Annotated in this window: 17 protein-coding genes; 6 read left to right on the top strand and 11 right to left on the bottom strand. The window is 40.7% G+C overall.

Features of this window, described 5'->3' with window-relative positions; translation table 11 throughout:
• Positions 1–73 precede the first annotated feature (73 nt).
• From VUI23_RS09165 to VUI23_RS09150, 4 genes are read left to right on the top strand one after another with little or no spacing between them, the layout of a single operon-like run.
• A complete protein-coding gene (locus VUI23_RS09165) occupies positions 74–676 on the top strand; it encodes a PilZ domain-containing protein (protein WP_303501111.1) in 603 nt (200 codons plus the stop codon).
• Positions 676–4,167 carry a transcription-repair coupling factor gene (gene mfd, locus VUI23_RS09160; protein ID WP_216047285.1) on the top strand — a complete coding sequence of 1,164 codons (3,492 nt, stop codon included), beginning with the start codon at positions 676–678 and terminating at the stop codon, positions 4,165–4,167. Before VUI23_RS09165 ends, mfd begins: the two co-directional genes overlap by 1 nt.
• On the top strand, positions 4,164–5,561 hold the full coding sequence (locus VUI23_RS09155; RefSeq protein WP_342807960.1) for a CsiV family protein: 1,398 nt from the start codon (positions 4,164–4,166) through the stop codon (positions 5,559–5,561). The genes mfd and VUI23_RS09155 overlap by 4 nt, the downstream gene beginning before the upstream one ends.
• Positions 5,562–5,563: 2 nt before the next feature.
• Complete coding sequence (locus tag VUI23_RS09150) at positions 5,564–6,091, top strand: cob(I)yrinic acid a,c-diamide adenosyltransferase (protein WP_216047287.1); 528 nt, start codon at positions 5,564–5,566, stop codon at positions 6,089–6,091.
• A 10-nt stretch (positions 6,092–6,101) separates the two neighbouring features.
• Here VUI23_RS09150 and VUI23_RS09145 read toward each other — a convergent pair whose 3' ends face one another.
• A complete protein-coding gene (locus tag VUI23_RS09145; protein ID WP_216047288.1) occupies positions 6,102–7,481 on the bottom strand; it encodes an SLC13 family permease in 1,380 nt (459 codons plus the stop codon).
• Positions 7,471–8,484, bottom strand: coding sequence for a beta-N-acetylhexosaminidase (gene nagZ, locus VUI23_RS09140; protein WP_342807958.1), 1,014 nt, complete (start codon positions 8,482–8,484; stop codon positions 7,471–7,473). Before nagZ ends, VUI23_RS09145 begins: the two co-directional genes overlap by 11 nt.
• Before the next feature lie 199 nt (positions 8,485–8,683).
• Between nagZ and VUI23_RS09135 the strand changes: the two genes are divergently transcribed.
• Together VUI23_RS09135 and VUI23_RS09130 are read left to right on the top strand one after the other, a co-directional pair.
• Positions 8,684–10,120 (top strand): MFS transporter, encoded by a 1,437-nt coding sequence (locus tag VUI23_RS09135; protein WP_342807956.1) that lies wholly within the window; start codon positions 8,684–8,686, stop codon positions 10,118–10,120.
• A 397-nt stretch (positions 10,121–10,517) separates the two neighbouring features.
• Positions 10,518–13,136 (top strand): EAL domain-containing protein, encoded by a 2,619-nt coding sequence (locus VUI23_RS09130; protein ID WP_342807954.1) that lies wholly within the window; start codon positions 10,518–10,520, stop codon positions 13,134–13,136.
• Between the two features lie 40 nt (positions 13,137–13,176).
• Here VUI23_RS09130 and VUI23_RS09125 read toward each other — a convergent pair whose 3' ends face one another.
• The 9 genes from VUI23_RS09125 to infC form a co-directional block, all read right to left on the bottom strand.
• The gene (locus tag VUI23_RS09125) at positions 13,177–13,743 is read right to left on the bottom strand and encodes a hypothetical protein (protein ID WP_342807952.1); all 567 of its coding nucleotides are present in this window, start codon (positions 13,741–13,743) and stop codon (positions 13,177–13,179) included.
• A 128-nt stretch (positions 13,744–13,871) separates the two neighbouring features.
• Positions 13,872–14,171, bottom strand: a complete 300-nt coding sequence (locus tag VUI23_RS09120; RefSeq protein ID WP_216047293.1) for an integration host factor subunit alpha — start codon at positions 14,169–14,171, stop codon at positions 13,872–13,874.
• Positions 14,172–14,175: 4 nt separating this feature from the next.
• Positions 14,176–16,563, bottom strand: coding sequence for a phenylalanine--tRNA ligase subunit beta (gene pheT / locus VUI23_RS09115; protein ID WP_342807950.1), 2,388 nt, complete (start codon positions 16,561–16,563; stop codon positions 14,176–14,178).
• A 14-nt stretch (positions 16,564–16,577) separates the two neighbouring features.
• Complete coding sequence (pheS, locus tag VUI23_RS09110; RefSeq protein WP_216047295.1) at positions 16,578–17,558, bottom strand: phenylalanine--tRNA ligase subunit alpha; 981 nt, start codon at positions 17,556–17,558, stop codon at positions 16,578–16,580.
• Positions 17,559–17,886: 328 nt separating this feature from the next.
• Positions 17,887–19,740, bottom strand: a complete 1,854-nt coding sequence (locus tag VUI23_RS09105) for a ferrous iron transporter B (RefSeq protein WP_216047296.1) — start codon at positions 19,738–19,740, stop codon at positions 17,887–17,889.
• 70 nt (positions 19,741–19,810) lie between these two features.
• The gene (locus tag VUI23_RS09100) at positions 19,811–20,047 is read right to left on the bottom strand and encodes a FeoA family protein (protein ID WP_342807948.1); all 237 of its coding nucleotides are present in this window, start codon (positions 20,045–20,047) and stop codon (positions 19,811–19,813) included.
• Between the two features lie 222 nt (positions 20,048–20,269).
• A complete protein-coding gene (gene rplT / locus VUI23_RS09095; RefSeq protein WP_216047298.1) occupies positions 20,270–20,626 on the bottom strand; it encodes a 50S ribosomal protein L20 in 357 nt (118 codons plus the stop codon).
• Positions 20,627–20,644: 18 nt separating this feature from the next.
• Positions 20,645–20,842, bottom strand: a complete 198-nt coding sequence (gene rpmI, locus VUI23_RS09090) for a 50S ribosomal protein L35 (RefSeq protein WP_216047299.1) — start codon at positions 20,840–20,842, stop codon at positions 20,645–20,647.
• A 141-nt stretch (positions 20,843–20,983) separates the two neighbouring features.
• Complete coding sequence (infC, locus tag VUI23_RS09085; protein WP_216047300.1) at positions 20,984–21,538, bottom strand: translation initiation factor IF-3; 555 nt, start codon at positions 21,536–21,538, stop codon at positions 20,984–20,986.

The raw sequence follows: 21,538 nt of genomic DNA, 5'->3' as shown, positions 1-21,538 counted from the left end.
AGTCTTTGTGGTTTAATTGAAAGAATTTAATAATTGCCATAATGGCGTTGAAACCTAATCAAACGGGGAAACCATGGATCCAATTAGTTTGGAACAAAAAATGGCTCAATTTCATGAGTTTTTTACCATAAAGCATCAGCTCAGTGTGAATATGACCCCAGTAAATGACGGATTTCAACTTCCAAGTTTAGATGAATTAGTAAGTCAAATGCCCTATGCGTTTAAAATTGCAGCAGAGATGTCAAATATTGACACCCAAGCGCTTAGACCGCTGCGCAACCTCAGCGAACACGCGAAAGATTTAACTGACTTTCTAAATCATCAAAACAAAAAATTAGATTTGATGATGTCCTATATTCTGCAGCAACAAGATGATCCGCAACACCGCTATGTGTCAGTAGAATTTGGTGGCGGAGGTATTATATTAAAACGCAATGCGCCTTTAGCAGAAGGGACTTTAGTTGAACTTAAAATATTTTTAACCGAAGAATCCGCCGCTGTTTACTGTTATTCAGAAGTAATCAAAGCAGAGCCTGTTGGTGATGATTACCATATTTATCTACTTTTTAGTCGTATCCGCGAAGAAGACCAAGAATTACTGGTTAGAGCTAGTTTACATATGCAGACATTACAGCTTCGCGCCCGCTCGAAACAACAAAACAATGATTCAAATTAATGATAACAAGTATTTTTACCCCTGAGTTACCTCAAAAAGCCGGCAATATTATCCAATGGGGCAATATGCATGGCAGTAGTTTATCCCTAGCAATTGCTAACGGAGCGAAACGAAACCCCGGTTCTACCCTATTGGTGACAGCAGACACTCCTACGGCTTTAAAACTAGAAAAAGAGCTACATTTTTTTCTTGCCGGTGCTGGCGATGATGAATTAGACGTTAAATTACTACCCGATTGGGAAACCTTACCGTACGATAATTTTTCTCCACACCAAGATATTATTTCTCAGCGTTTAGAAACATTGTTTGAACTGACTCAAAATAAACGCTGCATTTTTATTGTGCCGGTGAACACCTTATTGCTCAGAATGCCGCCCGTGGATTTTCTCGGGCGTTATCTATTGATATTAAAAACCGGACAGACCTTAGATATTGACGAGTTTAGACTCAATCTAAATAAATCAGGTTATCAACACGTTAATCAAGTAATGGGGCATGGTGAATTTAGTATTCGCGGCAGCATTATTGACTTGTTTCCCATGGGCAGCAATGAACCCTTTAGAATAGACATGTTCGATGATGAGGTAGATTCGATTCGTCACTTCGATCCGGACAATCAACGCTCTGGCGATAAAGTAGAGGGCATTAATTTATTGCCTGCTAGAGAGTTCCCGACAGATAAAGATGCGTTAAAACGCTTTCGTGAAAATTATTTAGATACCTTTGAAGCAAATAACAGCAAAGATTCAATCTACTATCAAGTAGGCAAAGGCATTATGCCTGGTGGTATTGAATACTATTTACCGTTATTTTTTGATGATACAGCCACGTTATTCGATTACCTGCACCCAAACACCTTAATCATGACTTACGGTGATTTGTCATCTGCTTGCGATTTCTACTGGGCCGACCTTAACGAACGCTATGAACAGCACCGTTACAATCCGGCGCGCCCCTTATTGCCGCCGCAACAGATATTCCAACGCTACGAAGAGCTTTTTGCAGGCTTCAAACAATGGCCACGAATAAATCTTTCAAGACAAAAGTTAGAAGAAAAAGCAGGAAGGATTAATTTAGCCACCGATGATATTGGCGAGATAGCCATTAAGCATCAAAATAAAGTGCCCTGGACGAGCATAAAAGAATCCGTTAAAAACTGGCAAGAAAAAGGACAAAAAGTGCTTTTTTGTGCAGAATCTCAAGGGCGAAGAGAAAGCCTTTTAGATCTTTTACATAAAGCACAAATTCCCGTAAAAGCGTTTGAAAATATTCATGCTTTTTTGGCCAGTCATGAACCTATTGGCATCGCGATAGGTTTGGCAGAACACAGTTTTCAGTTATTGGAAGCTGACGGCGAACTAGCCTTTATCACCGAAACTCAATTGTTAGGGCATAAAGTTAGTCAACGCCGCTTACGTGAAAAACGTCAAGCTACCGATGAAAGTGCGATTATTCGTAACCTTGCTGAATTGACGCAAGGCCAACCTGTGGTTCATTTAGAACACGGTGTAGGACGCTTCTTAGGCTTACAAACCCTTGATGCTGGCGGATTGACCACAGAATATTTGACCATTCAATACGCTAAAGAAGCCAAACTTTATGTGCCTGTGGCTTCATTGCATCTAATCAGTCGCTATAGTGGTGGTGATTTAGACCATGCACCATTGCATAACTTAGGTTCCGATGCGTGGAGTAAAGCACGCAAAAAAGCAGCAGAAAAAGTACGAGATGTGGCAGCGCAGTTATTGGATGTGTATGCGCGAAGGGCCGCTAAACCAGGCTTCGCCTATAAAATTGACTGGCCAGAATACCAATCTTTTGCTGACAGTTTCCCTTTTGAAGAAACAGATGACCAATTGCAAGCCATTAATGCTGTTATTCAAGATATGGGCAGTCCTAACGCAATGGATCGGCTTGTTTGTGGTGATGTCGGCTTTGGTAAAACTGAAGTAGCGATGCGAGCCGCTTTTTTAGCTGCGAATCAAGGCAAACAAGTCGCCATTCTTGTGCCCACAACCTTGTTAGCGCAACAGCATTTTGAGAATTTTAAAGATCGATTTGCTAACTGTCCTTTCAGAATAGAGGTGCTTTCGCGTTTTGTAACCGGTAAAGACCAAAAACAAGTGATTGAAGGCATCGGTAATGGCAAAGTAGATATTGTTGTAGGCACTCATAAGTTATTGCAAGATGATTTGAAGTTTAGTGATTTAGGGTTAGTTATCATCGATGAAGAGCACAGGTTTGGAGTACGTCAGAAAGAGAAATTTAAAGCCTTAAGATCTGACGTGGATATTTTAACTCTCACAGCGACACCAATACCCAGAACATTAAATATGGCATTGAGTGGTATGCGCGATTTATCCATTATTGCCACTCCCCCTGCTAAACGTTTAGCTATCAAAACCTTTGTACATCAGCGTAGTAAAGAATTATTACGAGAAGCAATAATGCGCGAAATTTTGCGCGGTGGTCAGGTCTACTTCCTTCATAACGAAGTGGATACGATTGAAAAAACAGCAGCTGAAATTGCAGAAATAGTACCAGAAGCTCGTATTGCAATTGGTCATGGCCAGATGCGAGAACGTGAACTTGAGCGAGTAATGAGTGAATTTTATCATCAACGCTTCAATGTATTGGTGTGCACCACCATTATTGAAACCGGTATAGATGTGCCATCAGCAAATACGATTATAATGGATAGGGCCGATCATCTAGGATTAGCCCAATTGCATCAATTACGTGGACGTGTGGGCCGCTCCCATCACCAAGCCTATGCATATTTGCTTACTCCACCACCTAAACGTATGACAAAGGACGCTCAAAAGCGCTTAGACGCCATTGCGAATTTAGAAGATCTGGGGGCTGGATTTGCGTTAGCCACCCACGATCTAGAAATTCGCGGCGCAGGCGAGTTATTAGGCGACGATCAGTCTGGACAAATCGCCACTGTTGGATTCTCGTTATATATGGATATGTTAGAACAAGCGGTAGAAGCGCTGAAGGCTGGCAAAGAACCATCCTTAGATGATGCTCTATCAGCTCACACTGAAATAGATTTACGCATCCCCGCATTGTTACCTGAGGATTATATCGGTGACGTAAATACCCGTTTATCCTTGTACAAAAAGCTGGCAGGATGTACAAATCTAACTGAAATAAAAGAATTTCAAATTGAATTAATTGATCGGTTTGGCTTATTACCTGACGCGGCTAAAAATTTAGTCCGAGTCGCAGAATTAAAATTACAAGCTAAATCTGTTGGTATTAACAAAATTGATGCGACAATAAAAGGCGCAGTAATTGAATTTTCAGACTCCACCAAAATCGAACCTGGATACATTATCCGAATGATCCAAACCAAACCCAATAAGTTTAAATTAGAAGGTCCGGATAAATTGAAAGTGATAATTAACAATGATTCGGCCAAAAGCCGAATAGACGTTATCGAAAACCTACTGAATGATTTTAGCCGTCAGGTAAAAGCCGCATGAAAGGTAAACTAAATCTGTTCTCTGTACAAAAGCGTTTTAATCTAGGCAAATCTTCTGGGCGTCTAGTAATCTTAACTTGGCTTTTTATGTCGATGAGTTTTGTCGCCAATAGCCAAGAAAAAGAATGGTGGTTCGACGTTGAAGTCATCATCTATAAACGCAATATAGACCCAGCATCCATTGTTGAAAAATTTCCAGGCAAGTTGCTAAAAGGAACATCTAATCACGGGTTTGAAAACTTGTATGACTATTTATATCCTGATTTAGAAGGAATTTTTACTGGTCTTCCCTTATGCTTCTCTGATTCGCAGCAACAGCAAGAAATTAGTTCAAAAATCATAATGGATGATAGTTTTGGACAATTCGAAGCATTTGATAAAACTCAGTTCACACTTTCCAGCGATGAGACTGCAAATGATACTGTGGTTGATGCAAACCCAGGGTTAGACGGCTCAAATGCCACTGGCTCTTTAGCTTATTTGGATGTTTGGCAATTAGATTTCCAGTTAGAGCCGATACATTTACCAGAAAAACTATTGTGTCGATTGCCTGATGAAAAACCGCTTAAACCTTTTATTGAAAAAGTACCTACCCTAATCAGTAATAGTGAAGATCCCAGTTTACGCCATACCCAATTATTGTCTGCGGACAGTTTTCAATTAAATGAGTTGGCAAGAGACATAAACCGACAGAGAGGATTAACCACTTTGTTGCATATGGGATGGCGGCAACAAACGCTTTTTGGCCAAGATAATGGACTTGCACTTCACCTATTTGCTGGCAAAAATTACGGCAAAGAATATGATCCTTCAACGGGAAATCGACTTCCGGATGAAAATTTAGACGCATCTTCAATCAATATGCTGACATCATCACTAACAGAGCAAGACAGCAATCTAAGCACTGCTGATTTAACCTCCATTGATCTTGCACAAACGAGTCAGCAAGCAGACTTAATTGAACAAATAAAACTAGCGTTAAATAATGAAAATTTTGAATTTAACGAGCCGACTATTGACATCCTCGACGAACCCTCCGTTGAAGATATAAATACGCCAACTAATGTGAACGATATCTGGGAACTAGATGGTACGGTAAAAGTGTTTTTACGCTATATTCAGCGTACTCCGTATCTGCATATCGATAGCAATATAGATTTTCGTGCTCCCGTTTTTGATTCTCCTGCTTACCTTAGAGAACAAGCGGCCGCAAAACAGGTACAGGAATCGTTACCAAAACCGGATCGTTTACAAAGTTATCCGTTTAACCAATTACGTCGTGTGATTAGTAATCAAGTGCACTATTTTGACCATCCAATGTTCGGAATGATTATTCAAATAAGACGTTATGATTTACCCGCTTCTTTTGATAAGCAAAAAACTACAGAGCAATAAACTTGAAAATATATACTAAAACAGGTGACACCGGTAAAACCCAAATTTATGCAGACAAAGTGGTTCGTTTAGATAAGAGTGATGAGGTATTAGAATGTTACGGCACTTTAGATGAGCTGAATGCGCATATAGGGATGTTGATAAGCAACACTATGTGCCCTGTCATCACTGCGCAAACTGAGCTGTTAACGGATATTCAGAAAAACCTGTTTCAAATCGGTTTCGCTATTTCAGCCAATGCAACTTTAACAGATAAAGATGTGCAGGCAATAGAAACCAATATTGACAGTTTGCAAGCTGAACTCCCCCCTCAAACCCACTTTATTTTGCCAGGTGGTCATCCAGTCGCTGCACAAGCTCAAATATGTCGAACGGTAACCAGAAGAGCAGAAAGACGCATGGTTGGGTTACTTTCAAATTACCCCGTACCTGAAGCGTGCTTGCAATATCTGAATCGCTTATCTGACTATTTATTTGTCCTGGCCAGGGCCGTCAACCACCACTATGTAATAGACGAAATAAAGGTTTAGTCAGGTTAACTTAGAAAGTAAAAACAGTTACACCCGTGATGACCAAAGCAGCAATAATATTTAGCATCACTCCTTCTCTGGCCATGGTTTTAATACTGAACTTTCCGGTACCATAAACAATAGCATTGGGAGCTGTGGCCACCGGAAGCATAAATGCGCAACTTGCACTCATTGCAGCTGGCATCATCAATAATGCTGGATCTATGCCTGCAGCTACTCCTGCGGTAGCTAAAATAGGCATCAATAGTGTTGCCGTAGCTGTATTCGAGGTTATCTCGGTTAAAAATGTCACAAAAAGACACACCGACAGAACCAACAATGGAACTGGCAATTGTGACAAACCATTCAACCAGCCGCCCATAACCTCACTCAATCCTGATGCGGAAAATGCTTTAGCAATACAAATCCCGCCAGCAAACAACAGTAACATTCCCCATGGAATATCATTCGCTGTGGGCCAATCCAAAAGCGTTTCTTTTTTACCTTGTTTATCCAAGTTGCCATTAGGAACTAGGAACATTAATACAACGCCAAAAAGGGCAATACTGCTATCGCCAACATAAGGCATATTAAACCAATCTGTCCAATAAGGTCTTAAGACCCAAGCCAGAGCAACAATCGAAAATACAATTAACACGCGTTTTTCGGCTACCTGCCAGCTTCCTACTTTAGGTAAATGGCAATCATCCATGGTCTTAAGGCCTCGAGTTAACCATAAAGCCATCAAGGGTATAGCGATTATTACAACAGGCACCCCAGTCTTCATCCATTGAAGGAAATCAATTTCATGTCCTTGTACTTCTGAATAGACGCTCATGAAAATAATATTAGGGGGTGTACCAATCGGCGTGCCTACCCCTCCCAAACTTGCGGAATAGGCAATTCCCAACAACAAGGCGACAACAATCTTTTGTTGTTTAATATGGGGAACGATGGCTAAAACAATGGGTAACAACATTAAGGTTGTGGCCGTGTTTGAAATCCACATACTTAGAATAGCTGCCGTTAGCATAAAACCAAGAACTAAACGTCGCGGACTTTGACTGCCCGTCATCCTCAACATATACAGTGCAAGTCGGCTATGAACGTTAGATCGCTCTAACGATTTAGACAACATGAATGCTCCCATCAATAATAAAATGACATGGCTGCCCAGAGCAGATGCAGCGTCTTTATGGGTAATCACCCCCGCCATAGGGAAAGCAAAAAAAGGAATAAGTGATGTTGCCGGAATTGGCAGTGCCTCTGATACCCACAAAGTAGCAATGAATAAGGTTATAGATGCAGTAATGGCAATAATGTGGCTTTGTTGTAATGAAAAGTATAAACCCGCATAGACTGCAATAGATACAACAAATGCAGCACCAATAACCGGATAATTAACTTTCATTAAATTGACCTAAGGTTTTTAATGCCATTTGGTATTTCGCCGTTTTTTGTAACTCAGAAAAACCTGGAAAAGGCCCCTTACGCATACTTTTCACTCGCCCTGTTGATTGGTAATCACTGGGTAAACCATCGATGACTTGGGCTGCTTCATTAGGACTGTTACACACCAATGTCATATCACAGCCTGCATTTAAACCGGCTTGCGCACGCTCTACGATTGAGCCCAATTGCACCGCACCTTGCATCGATAAATCATCAGTGAACACTACGCCGTTAAAGCCAAGTTGTTGACGTAAAATTTGCCCAACCCAAATAGGAGAAAAGCCAGCAGGTAAAGCATCTACCGCAGGATAGATAACGTGGGCTGGCATCACCGCATCTAGCAAACCTTGTTGATGTAACTTATCAAAAACAGTCATATCAAGCTGAAATATCTGTTCTTTACTGCGTTTATCTACCGGCATTGCAATATGTGAATCTTCCTTAACATTGCCATGGCCTGGAAAATGTTTTCCAGTGCACTTCATACCAGCACTGTGCATGCCATGAATAAAGGCGCTGGCAAGTGAGACAATATGTGTTGGATCTTGATGAAAACTGCGATTTCCGATGACATCAGATACGCCATGAATATCTAAAACTGGTGCAAAACTAATATCGATATCAAATGCAAGTAACTCAGCAGCCATTAGCCAACCAAAGGTATTTGCTTGTGTCAGCATCAACTCAGAGATCTTGGCGTCAGCCGCACAAAAGCTGCCCATTGCCGGTATCGCACTGAAACCTTCACGAAAGCGTTGTACCCTGCCCCCTTCATGATCAACAGCAATTAACAGGTCGTTACGCGCATTTTTTCGTAGCTCACTAACCAACTCTTTAAGTTGTTTCTGATCATGGTAATTTCGTGAAAATAGTATGATTCCGCCTACCAGCGGATGATCTAAGATGTCTTTTTCTTCGGGTGATATTTCATACCCACTGACATCCAGCATTATTGGTCCCATTGGGCTCTCATTAATAATTCAATTGGATGAACAAAACTATATAAGAATGAATGACATAACTAAAGTGAAAATCACTTTTCTTGTGTTATGCCGCTATTTTGAGTTTTGCATACGTATGTTTCTATCAAAAGCAAACGCTTAGGTTACAATAATGTTAACAGCAGAGTTTTATCTCAAATAATAAAAATAAGAGAATAGTATGCTAGCGGCACAAAAAAATCTTAGTAATGGTTTTTACACCCTCCTTAGTTTACCAGCAAGTGCTATGGGGTTTGCACTATCAGTGCAAATAGCCGCGTTAAGTTGGATATTAACAACCCAGTATGGTTTAGATTTACACGATGTTGGATTTGTCTGGGCAGCAGGGCCAATTGCAGGGATCCTAGGGCAAGTAGTCGTTGGCGCAATTAGCGATAACATATGGTTCTGGGGAGGCCGAAGACGGCCATTTATCATCATTGGTGGTGTACTTGCCTCTTTAAGTTTATTAGCTTTACCCAATATCGGTATTATTTCTGCTGCACTCAATATTGAAGCCATTTTAGGTATTGCCGTTCTTATAGCGTTGACACTAGATTTATCAATCAACATAAGCTTCAACCCTACTCGCTCCATAATCGCGGACGTAACTCCTAAAGGACATGAGCGCACTAAAGGCTATACATGGATGCAAACCGTATCCGGTTCATTCGGTGTTTTGGCCTATGTGATAGGTACATTTTGGAATAATTACGCGCTAATTTATGTGGGCGTTGGCTTAGTATTAGTGATGTCTATTTTGCCACCGCTGTTTGTTACCGAATCCCGTTCTTTACAGCAAACTGAATCAGCCACTCCTCACCCAAAATTAGGCTTTTGGAATGGCTGTAAAGTGATTGAGCCGCTATGGGGGTTTATTCTTTACTCGGTGTACGCGTTTACAGTAAAAATCGCTAATATAGATATTCATCACTATTGGATAGAAGCAATCTGCTTAGTGATAACCTTGGCATTAATTTTAAAAACCCTCATCAGTAAAGAAGTCCAGAATCCCGATGGCACCAGTGAACAGGGATTTAAAAAAGTGTTGGCCGCTCATGCGTTCACATGGCTGGGGGTACAGTCGATGTTTATCTATATTATTGGCTTTATTAAACAGAACCTACCGGAATTAACAGATAACCAAACAGGTCAGGTTATCAGCGCAGGCTTTCTTATTTTAAGTGTGGTTTCAGCAATTTTACCGGCGTTATTGTTAGAGCCATTGGCTAAAAAATTAGGCCGAGTGAAAATACATACTTACTGCATTGCATCGATGTCTTTAGCATATTTTGTGCTGTCTCAAGTTGGCGAAAGCAAATTAAGTATTTATATAATGATGGCGTTTTTAGGGATCGGATGGGCCGCAACTATCAGCCTGCCTTTCGCAATAATGTCGCAAAAAGTACATGCTGCAAAAATGGGCTTGTTCATGGGTTTATTTAATCTATCAGTGGTTCTCCCTCAATTAGTTTCCAGTTTAGGAATAGGAAAATATATAAATCAAGTGGACAACAAAGACTCACTATTTGTGATTTGCGGTGTTTGTCTTCTAATTTCCGCTTTAGCTTGGCTATTTATTAAGGACGATTTACCCCAAGATTTAAAGATAAAGTAAATTAAAAAACCTTAATGGAACTAATGCCCTTGCTCTTGAGAGAGGTATCCTCAATCGCCTGAATCTCAACCTCGCGAACGTGATTTTTCTATCAAGTAGAGTTCGAGAATATCTATTTCCTATCGCTTATGCTAATTTTTATAGAACCAATGTATAATTACTAAAATTTCGATGGCAGTTATAATTGTAAAGAGAATCAATTATTCGTAAACCCTGTCGATTTATTTTTAACTTTATAAATATGCTCACGGACAATATCACTTCGAAATTATTGAGAAAGACTCAAATCAAATTCAAATTGAGCAATCGAAGCCAAAACTATTGTTAAATCGTTATACAGGTCAGCAGAACTAAACAGGCATCTCTTGTTAAAATTGTCTGACTAGGAGTTTGTAACATGACATCGAAAAATAGTAAAAAGGCACCTCCTTTAAGTAAATTTTTTGAAAAACCCAGTGAGATTGAAAAGTATTTTAATGCTGCTTTCAATATCACTGGAGATCCCATTTTCGTTAAAGATGAAGAGTGCAGATTGTTACTTGTGAATGATGCATTTTGTAAAATATTCGGGGTAACAAGAAAAGAAGCTTTGGGTAAAACCCTTGCAGAAAAAGTAACAGCAAAAGAACGCCAACACTTTTTAGCCGTCGACAAAAAAGTATTACTAACTGGGGATGAAATTCTATGCGAAGAAACGTTAACAATATTGGGGGCCGAAGAAAAAACCGTACTGACTAAAAAAAACCGATTTACCGACTCTCAGGGCAAACATTTTTTAGTCGGTATCATTCACGATATCAGTCAACGAAAACAGGCTGAATTGCGGGTCAAGTCAAGTCGTCACGTGTTAGAGCTGATTTCTCGAGGTAAACCTTTAAGCGAAATACTGCACGCTATAGTACAGGTCGTTGAACAAGAAAATCCCAATATGCTTTGTAGTGTTCTGTTATTAGATGAATCACAAAAACATTTAGTTATTGGCACTGCAAATGGCCTACCTCAATTTTACAATGACGCTATTAACGGCATAGAGATAGGTATTGGAGTGGGTTCTTGTGGAACCGCAGCGTTTACCAACAAACGGGTGGTAGTAGATGATATTAATTGCCATCCATATTGGGCTCCCTATAAAGAACTCGCAAAAGAAGCTGGATTAGGCGCATGTTGGTCAGAGCCCATACGTTCAACTACTGGAACAGTGCTAGGTACATTTGCCATTTATCATCATGCTCCACACCAACCGACTGACGCAGATCTTTTGCTGATTGAGCAAACCGCGAGTTTGGCAAGTATCGCCATTGAGAAAAAACAAGCCGAAGAAAAGCTGGAACGAGCAGCCAGCGTATTTACCCATGCCCAAGAAGGCATCATGATCACCGATGCCAATGTTAAAATTATTGAAATTAACGAAGCATTTACGCACATTACCGGATATACACTTCAGGATGTGCAAGGAAAGGAGCCCAGTATTTTGCGCTCTAATCGCCACTCTACGGAGTTTTACGATGAAATGTGGGAAACCATTGAAACTCAAGGTCATTGGCGTGGCGAAATTTGGAGTCAACGTAAAAATGGCGACATATATCCAGAATTAGTGACCATTAGTGCGGTAAAAAACTCCACAGGCAATGTTCAGCATTACGTATCTTTATCCACCGATATTACGCCAATGAAAGCATATCAAGGACAACTAGAACGTATTGCCCACTATGATGCTTTGACGAATCTTCCAAATCGCGTATTACTTGCAGATAGATTGAGCCAAGCGACCATGCAGTGCGAACGACGCAACCAATCGTTAGCCGTAGCATTTATGGATTTAGATGGTTTCAAAGCCATCAATGACACCTACGGACACAATGTAGGAGATGAACTGCTTATCGCCGTTTCCCAACGTATGAAAGAAGCCTTGCGCGAGGGAGATACTCTGGCTCGAATCGGAGGAGATGAATTTATTGCAGTGATGGTTGATTTACAGAAATTTGAAGATACTGAACTGATTTTAAAACGTCTTTTGAAAGCGGCATCAGATCCTGTAAATGTAGGCGATGCGTTGATGCAAGTTTCAGCCAGTATTGGCGTCACCCTTTATCCCCACGACAATGTAGATTCCGATCAACTCATTCGTCATGCCGACCAAGCTATGTATATCGCCAAACAAGCAGGTAAAAATCGATTTCATTTGTTTGATACAGCAGAAGATATTGCACTCAACACACAACGCGAAAGTATTGAAAATGTTCATATCGCTTTGCAAAAAGACGAATTCGTACTGCATTATCAACCAAAGGTCAACATGCGAACCGGTGAGGTTATTGGAGCTGAAGCATTAATACGTTGGCAACACCGAGTGAATGGTTTGATACCGCCTTTAGCATTCTTACCTTTAATAGAAGGTCATGTAATTAGTTTAAAATTGGGGGAATGGGTTATCGACAGCGCTTTGTCGCAAATACACCAATGGCAAAAAATAGGCTTAGATATTCCGATAAGTGTAAACATTAGTGCTTATCAATTACAACAAAATAATTTCACAACTCGTTTAGCTGCATTGTTGAGCGCCCACCCAGAAGTCAATCCAAATCGATTAGAACTGGAGATACTTGAAACCAGCGCTTTACACGATACTAGCCTCGTATCCACAACAATGAATACATGCCAAGAACTAGGCGTCCGATTTGCGATTGACGACTTCGGCACTGGATACTCTTCACTTACCTATCTCAAGCGATTACCAGCATATTTAATCAAAATAGATCAAAGTTTTGTACGAGATATGTTGGAGGACACTGATGACTTAGCGATTGTTCAAGGCGTGGTAGGTTTAGCGAATGCTTTCCAACGAAAAGTGATCGCCGAAGGTGTAGAAAGCATTGAGCATGGAAAGGCCCTTGTAAAACTGGGTTGCGAACTAGCTCAAGGTTACGGTATAGCTAAACCCATGGTAGCTGAAAAGATACCGGATTGGATTTCAAAATGGCAATCAGAAAACGCTTGGCATCTTAAAGTTAACTAGCATTCTTCCATCACGCTAATTAAGCAATGGTTTTCTGCGCTTATTGCCGGGCAATCCACTGTTCTTTAGCCAATTGTAAATACAATTCAACATCCCCACTCTCGCCTGCTAACTGTTCAGCTAATGCATGAATTTGACTATCTCGAGTTTCAATTAGATTATCTGAACGCTCAAACAAGTCTTGCGCTTCTGGGTAATCGAGTTTCAACTGTTGGATATCTTGAAATGAAAGATAATGTTGTTGGAATTTTTTCACAAAAATTTGTCTACTGGCTAAAAACTGCATAAATCGCAATCCATTATCACCAGAGATTAAGGATACTTCAGTTGCAGGCAAATTAGCGGCTACTGCGATTTCAATGGCTTTTTCCTGTAGCGTTTTAGCAAGCTCAATGTCATTATTTTCAACAGCTTGTTGCATCCCCAGTTTAAACTCATCATTGTTTAAAATATCTTTGTATGAGTATTGTTTAATATCTTCCGACTGATTCTGAGATGGATGATTAGGTAAATCAGCCCTTAAAACAGTTTCAGGTTGATTTAACTGCGTTAAGGCGATAACTGCCGCAACAATTAACGCTGCAACCAGTAAGAGTTTTTTGGCCATTTAAATTACTATTTAGATTAAGTGATCAGATTCAGTAAATTCCAGATTTTAACCAGCTTTTTAGGAGGTTTATCCGGTAATGAAACTGTCTCACACCCTTATAAAAATAAGGGTGTGAAATACTCGATTTAAGAGTTTGAAGGTTCCGTATTTTCCACACGACTTTTGAGTTTTTGACCTGGTCTGAAGGTCACTACTCTGCGTGCTTTAATGGGAATATCTTCCCCGGTTTTAGGGTTTCTACCAGGACGTTCATTTTTTTCACGTAAATCAAAGTTACCGAAGCCGGACAATTTTACTTGCTCTCCGTCTTCAAGTGCTTCTCTTACTTCCTCAAAAAATGATTCAACAAGATCTTTAGCATCCCGCTTATTAATTCCCAATTTTTCGAACAAATGCTCAGCCATTTCAGCTTTGGTTAACGCCATAAAGTCAATCCCTCAATGATGCCCCGAACTTTTCTGCTAACTGGGACAGAATGTCTTCAACTACCGCTTGAATATCATTTTCTTCAAGCGTTCTTGTTTGGTCCTGTAGAGTAAGAGAGATTGCCAAGCTTTTATAACCGGCCTCTATTCCCTTGCCTCTGTACACATCGAATAAGTTTAGGCCAACTAGTTGATTTCCGCCAAATTTTTCGATGTAAGAAATTATTTCACCTACAACTTTATCTTCCTCTACAACGATAGCAATGTCACGCCTATTAGCAGGAAATTTTGAAATTTCTTCAGCTAATGGCAGTTTTTTGCCTCCAATTGCATTGAAATCAAGCTCGAAAACGAACGTTTTGCCGTTTAACCCCAATATTTTGGTAAATTTAGGATGCACAGCACCGACATATCCGACCAACTCTTGATCACGATAAATTTGTGCACATTGGCCTGGGTGAAGAGCTGAATGCTGGGCCGCTTTAAAACTAAACTCAGAAAGATTAGCTGTAGTTTGCAACAAAGCTTCTACATCCGCTTTAACATCGTAGAAGTCAACAGCACGGTCTTCCATATTCCAATGTTCATTGTTGCGATTACCACATATCACACCACCAACAACAACTTCTTGTCTTACACCGGTTTTCTCATTCTCATCAGGTACGAATCTCAAACCTGTTTCAAATAATCTGACACGACTTTGTTGACGTTTTTGGTTGTAAGACACAGACTGCAATAGTCCTGTCCACAAACTAACACGCATTGCAGACATATCAGCAGAAATAGGATGAGGCAACTGCATACCTAAGGCGTCAGGGAATAAAGCACTTTGCACTTTAGGATCCACGAATGAATAGGTTATCGCTTCTTGGTAATCTCGCTCTACCAACGTTTGTTTTAGTCTGTCTAAAGTAAGGTTTTGTTCCTTATGGACCGACATTTTTAACTTAGCAGTAGGCGCTATTGTTGGAATACTATTGTATCCATAGACTCTGGCAATCTCTTCAATCAGATCTTCTTCGATGCTGATATCAAATCGATAAGCAGGTACAACAACCGTCCACTTATTATCGGAGAAGCTAACGTCTAAACCTAAACGAGTTAGGATATCGGTCACCTTCGCGTCTTCTACATGGATTCCAAGAATACGCGTCAGACGCGATGCTCGCAGTTGAATAGTCTTTTGTGTTGGAAGATGCTCTTGGCTAACAGACTCAGTTATTGGTCCAGCTTCACCACCAACAATATCCAAAAGAAGTTGGGTCGCTCGCTCCATTGCCACTCTTTGTAGCTGTGGATCTACGCCACGCTCGTAGCGGTGTGATGCATCAGTATGCAAACCGTATTGACGGGCTTTGCCCATAATCGCGTCAGGCGCAAAAAATGCACTTTCTAAAAATATATTCTTAGACTCATTTGTGACACCGGATTCTAAACCACCGAAAATCCCAGCCATTGCTAATGCTTTACGTTGATCAGCAATCACCAGTGTATTGGTTTTTAGCTTAGTTTCGTTGCCATCCAGAAGCGTTAATTTTTCATTTTCACTGGCAAAACGGACAACAATATCACCATCCAATTTATCCAAATCAAACGCGTGCATTGGGTGACCCAGTTCAAGTAAAACGTAATTTGTTACGTCTACCACGGGATCAATACTACGAATACCGCTACGTCTAAGTTTCTCTTGCATCCACAAAGGTGACTTTGCTGCAAGGTTTATGTTTTTTAATACCCGGCCTAAATATCTTGGGCACGCTTCAGGTGCGACAAGTTGGATTTCTCGAGTATCCTCAATTTTACTATCAACGCCTTCTATTTTTGGTGCGTTCACTTCAACCTGATTCAACACACCTACTTCCCGCGCTACCCCTCTGATACCAAGGCAATCCGCTCGGTTAGGTGTTAAATCGACTTCAATAGTGACATCGTCCAATTGTAGATAGTCACGAATATCCTGACCAATTGGCGCATCACTAGGAAGCTCTACAATACCGTCATGATCATCGCTAATACCTAACTCAGAAAAACTACAAAGCATACCAAACGAAGGCTCACCTCGTAATTTCGCCTTTTTAATTTTAAAGTTACCTGGTAGTACGGCGCCAACAGTTGCTACAGCAACTTTGATGCCCTGTCGACAATTCGGTGCACCACAAACGATATCAATTAACTCGTCTTCTCCGATGTTAATTTTTGTCACTCGTAACTTGTCTGCATTAGGGTGTTGTCCACACTCAACAACTTCGCCCACTAATACACCTGAAAACTCGCCTGCAACCGGGTCAACTGCATCAACTTCTAAACCGGCCATACTAAGTTGTTCTGATAATTGTTGTGTTGATATTGCTGGATTAACCCACTCTCTCAACCACTTTTCACTGAATTTCATTTTATCGAGTCCCCTTAATTAAACTGCTTGAGGAAACGAAGATCGTTCTCAAAAAAGGCACGAAGATCGTTCACACCGTAACGCAACATGGTAAGACGTTCGACTCCCATGCCAAAAGCAAATCCAGTGTATTCTTCTGGGTCTATGTTAACCGCTCTAAGTACATTTGGATGAACCATGCCGCAACCCAGTACTTCTAACCATTTGCCGTTTTGTCCCATCACATCAACTTCCGCTGAAGGCTCTGTAAAAGGAAAATAAGAAGGACGGAAACGCACCTGTAAATCGGCTTCAAAGAAATTATTTAAAAAGTCATGAAGTACACCTTTAAGTTCCGCAAAACTGACATTTTTATCCACCATTAACCCTTCCACCTGATGAAACATAGGCGTATGAGTTTGATCGTAATCATTACGATATACACGACCTGGAGAGATAATACGTAGCGGTGGCTTTTCTACTTCCATGGTACGAATTTGCACACCTGATGTTTGCGTACGCAGCATTACATCAGGATTAAAATAGAAGGTATCATGATCAGCACGAGCTGGATGATTAGCGGGTATATTCAAAGCATCAAAATTATGGAAACCGTCTTCCACTTCGGGCCCTGATTTCACGGTGAAACCTAGTTCTCCAAAGAAACTTTCAATTCGGCGTATAGTTCTGCTTACTGGGTGCAGCCCGCCGAGATTTTCAGTTCTGCCTGGTAGAGTGACATCAATTGTTTCACCGGCTAATTTAGCGTTCAGCTCAGCATCTCGCAAGTATTCGCCGCGAACTGAAATAAGCCCTTGAATCTTTTGCTTAGCTAAGTTTATTTTTTGTCCGGCAATTGGACGCTCTTCAGCTGATAACTTACCAAGTCCTTTGAGCAAATCGGTCATATGACCCTTTTTACCCATAAACTCTACTCGCACTGCGTCTAATGTTGCCGCATCTTGTGCATCGTTAATTTTAATTTGTGCCTGTTCAATTATGGCGTCGAGATCCATAGCTTCCTCGAATTGGAATTTTACTTAATAAATTAAAGGCCTATCTTCACAAACCTGCTAATGGTACTTCAAAAAAAGAACCGGCAATTCTACACGAAATCAGCCCCTTATAGCTAGAGTCTGGCTGTGATTGATCAACAAATTTTTATTAATTTTGAAAAATGCTAAGTAAATATGCATCAGAGAAGCCCGTTGGGGCAATGAAAGAGTTTTGAATGGGAAAATGTTACTAATAAGTGACTGGTGATCAGACTCTTTTTTAACTTCTAAACCCCACAAAGATTCACTAAATAAGCGTCACTTTGTGAGGTAATGTAAATTTACAGTTTTAGAAAATGTTATATACGATAAACGCCATCAAATATGCGAGGGCTCCATAACCCACAACTAAACCCCAAGCGATCTTTTGACTGCCAGTTTCGGCTTTAATAGTTGCAACAGTGGCAACACATTGCAGTGCAATAACGTAAAACATTAACAGCCCCATGCCTGCGGCAAAGGTTAGCCCATCGTTTTGGATGTTGGCAGCTAAGCCAGCAATATTCTCATCTGCCCCTTCAATACCAAACAATGTTCCTAAGGTACCAACAAATACTTCACGGGCAAGAAATGACATCAAAATAGCCACGCCATATCGCCAATCGATACCAAGAGGTTCAAATAAAGGCTCAATAAAATGACCTATATGGCCTAAGTATGAATTTTCTAAACCGCCCTCATGAATAGGGAAATACCCCAAAATCCAAATCCCCACCGAAACCATGAAAATCACGGGTGCTGCGCGTCGAATAAAATACTTAGCGCTATTTAGCACGCGATACATCAGTGGTTTCCAGTGCGGCAAACGATAACTTGGTAACTCCAAGATAAAAGGCATTTCGCTTTTATCACTGTCGGCGAAATGCATTTTATCCATCACAAAACTTACGATTAATGCCGTCACTATGCCAGTCATGTAAAGACCAAAGAACACCATCCCTTGAGTATTTACCAATCCGCCAAGATATTGGACTTGCGGGATAAATACTGCGATTAATAAAGCATACACGGGCAAACGAGCTGAACAGGACATTAAAGGAATGGTCATCATCGTAATTAGACGCTTACGTGGTGACTCAATTGTTCGAGCGGCCATTATTGCAGGGATGGCACAGGCATGTCCCGATAAGTAAGGAATAAAACTTCGACCTGATAAACCAAAGAAGCTTAAGGGTTTATGACAAATCAATGCCGCACGGGCTAAATATCCACTGTCTTCTAACAACCCAATAATAAAGGTTAACACCATAATTTGTGGAACAAAAACTAAGAAAGAGCCTACCCCACCAAATATAGCGTCATTTAAGAAGTCATTAAAAATACCTTCAGGCAGCATCTCACTGACAAAACTGGCAAGGATTCCTATACCACTTTCAACCGCGTCCATAAGTGGTGTTGCCCAAGTAAAGATACTTTGGAATAACAAAAACATAATTGCCATGAAAGCAACACCGCCTAACCAATTATGTAATAGAAATTGATCTATCTGGTTCTGTTGTTTCAGCACTACGTTGGCATTCATGCCGAACTTATAAGCTAGCTGACGGCTTCGCTTGATAACGTCATCATGATTATCATTTACTATTTTCGGTATCGTGCTCTGGTGTTTTTCAACTAGTTCAGGTAACGCTTGTTGAAACTCAGACAGTCCAATCAATGTTTTCGCAGATAATGCAAAAACCGGTGAGCCTAGCTCTGTTGATAGACCTTGCACATCGATTTCATGTCCAAAACGCAATGCGTCGTCGATCATGTTGATGACAAATACAAAACCTTTGTTGTGCTTTTTTGCTAAAGCTTGAATTTGCAGTCCAAATACCAAGCTGCGCTCTAGTCTAGAGGCATCTAAGACACACACAATTAAACTAGTTTCATCGCTATCGAGAGCTTTATAAATCGCATCTACTGCCACTTGCTCGTCTTGAGAGAAACTATGTAGTGAATAAGTTCCAGGGAAATCTACAATCGTTAGATCTTTCATCTTACCTGATTTCAGCTCTACTGTGACGCCAGGAAAGTTAGCCACTTTTTGCTGCAATCCCGTTAATTGGTTGAACAGTAAGCTTTTACCGCTATTTGGTCGTCCAATTAAAACAACTTTCTGTTGAGCATTATTAATATTATCTGAAACAGTTGAAGACACTACGGGTACCTGTTTAGTGAGAATTTAGTAAAGTAGAAAATAACGAGCTAACGAGTTAGACGAAATTGAGCTATATTTTAATTTTAATATTTTGCGCTATTTCTTTATCAATTGACAAGATTGCACCACCCAATTCCACAACTTTTGGACCGTTAAATGGACATTGCTTTAAACATACGATTATCTCACCGTCACAAAAGCCCATTTCTTTAAGCCTATTACTCATAGCAACCGAAAGACCACTTTGTAATCCAACGATTTCGGCGTTTTTTTTAGTAGGAAGTTCCCACACTGTATTTTGCAACATGACTTACTGACCACAAATGAGAATTATTTTCATTTATTATCTTATAAAGTACTAGTAAAAGGCAAGGTTTGAATAGCCTGCTTTGAGATTTTTTAAGCGATAAAGTGCATATCTAATTATTAACCCGAATAATCAGTACAATTTATATTCAGCCAAAACGAAAAAAGGCGAACCATCCTGGTTCGCCTTTTCCCGAAAGAACTTAAACTTAATTGTTAAAAATTAAGCCAATGCGCCTTTTGCTGCATCAACCAATGCAGTAAATGCGCCTTTATCATGCACAGCGATGTCAGCAAGGATCTTACGATCGATTTCGACAGACGCTTTCTTCAGACCGTTAATGAAACGGCTGTAAGACATGCCATTTTGACGTGCCGCAGCATTAATACGTGCAATCCATAATTGACGGAATTGACGCTTACGCTGACGACGGTCACGGTATGCATATTGACCTGCTTTTGTTACTGCCTGGACAGCAACGCGATAAACTCGACTACGAGCTCCGTAATAACCTTTGGCTTGCTTTAGTACCTTCTTATGACGGGCACGGGCAACTACACCACGTTTTACTCTTGCCATTTTTTAGTCTCCTGTGCTTTAAACGTAAGGTAACATGCGTTGAATCAACGCAGTGTCAGCTGAATGGGCTAATTTCTTGCCACGCAAGTGACGTTTACGCTTAGAGCTCTTCTTGGTCAAAATGTGACGCAAGTGAGACTGCTTACTTTTGAAACGACCTGAAGCGGTTTTTTTAAAACGCTTGGCTGCTCCACTATTGGATTTCATTTTAGGCATTGCTAAAACTCCGCATTGTTAAGACCACACTTGAGGACATGCATTGCATGACTACTCTGGGGTCGTTGTTTCAACATAGCAGCAAGGTGAACTTAAGGTGCAGATCCGATTTTACGGTCCTTAGTTACTTGTAAACCTTTACTACTTCTTAATTGGGGCGAGCACCATGATCATTTGACGACCTTCCACTCTATGAGGGAAAGATTCGCAATTAGCAATGTCTTCTAAATCCGCGCGCACGCGTTTTAGTTGTTCAATGCCGATCTCTTGGTGGGCCATTTCACGTCCGCGAAAACGAATCGTTACCTTGGCCTTATCACCTCCTTCTAGAAAGCGACGCAGGTTGCGCAGTTTTACCTGGTAGTCGCCTTCATCAGTGCCAGGGCGAAATTTAATCTCCTTGACCTGAATTTGCTTTTGTTTTTTCTTCTGCTCTTTTTGAGCTTTACTCTTCTCGAAAAGGAACTTTCCGTAATCCATTACCTTACATACAGGCGGCTCAGCGTTCGGACTTATCTCTACTAGATCCAAACTAGCTTGGTCGGCGAGAGTTTGAGCTTCTCCTAGAGATACTATCCCTAGCTGTTCACCTTCTTTACCAATTAAGCGAACTTCTGTCGCTGTGATTTCTTCATTGATGTTGGCTTTATCGCCTTGAGCCTTATTATTAGCGCCTTTAATATGTCGTTCCTCCAC

This window comes from Alteromonas sp. M12 (assembly GCF_037478005.1).
Classification (GTDB): Bacteria; Pseudomonadota; Gammaproteobacteria; order Enterobacterales; family Alteromonadaceae; genus Aliiglaciecola; species Aliiglaciecola lipolytica_A.
Note: the sequence above shows the minus strand (reverse complement) of the source record. Positions and strands in the feature narration are given on the sequence as shown.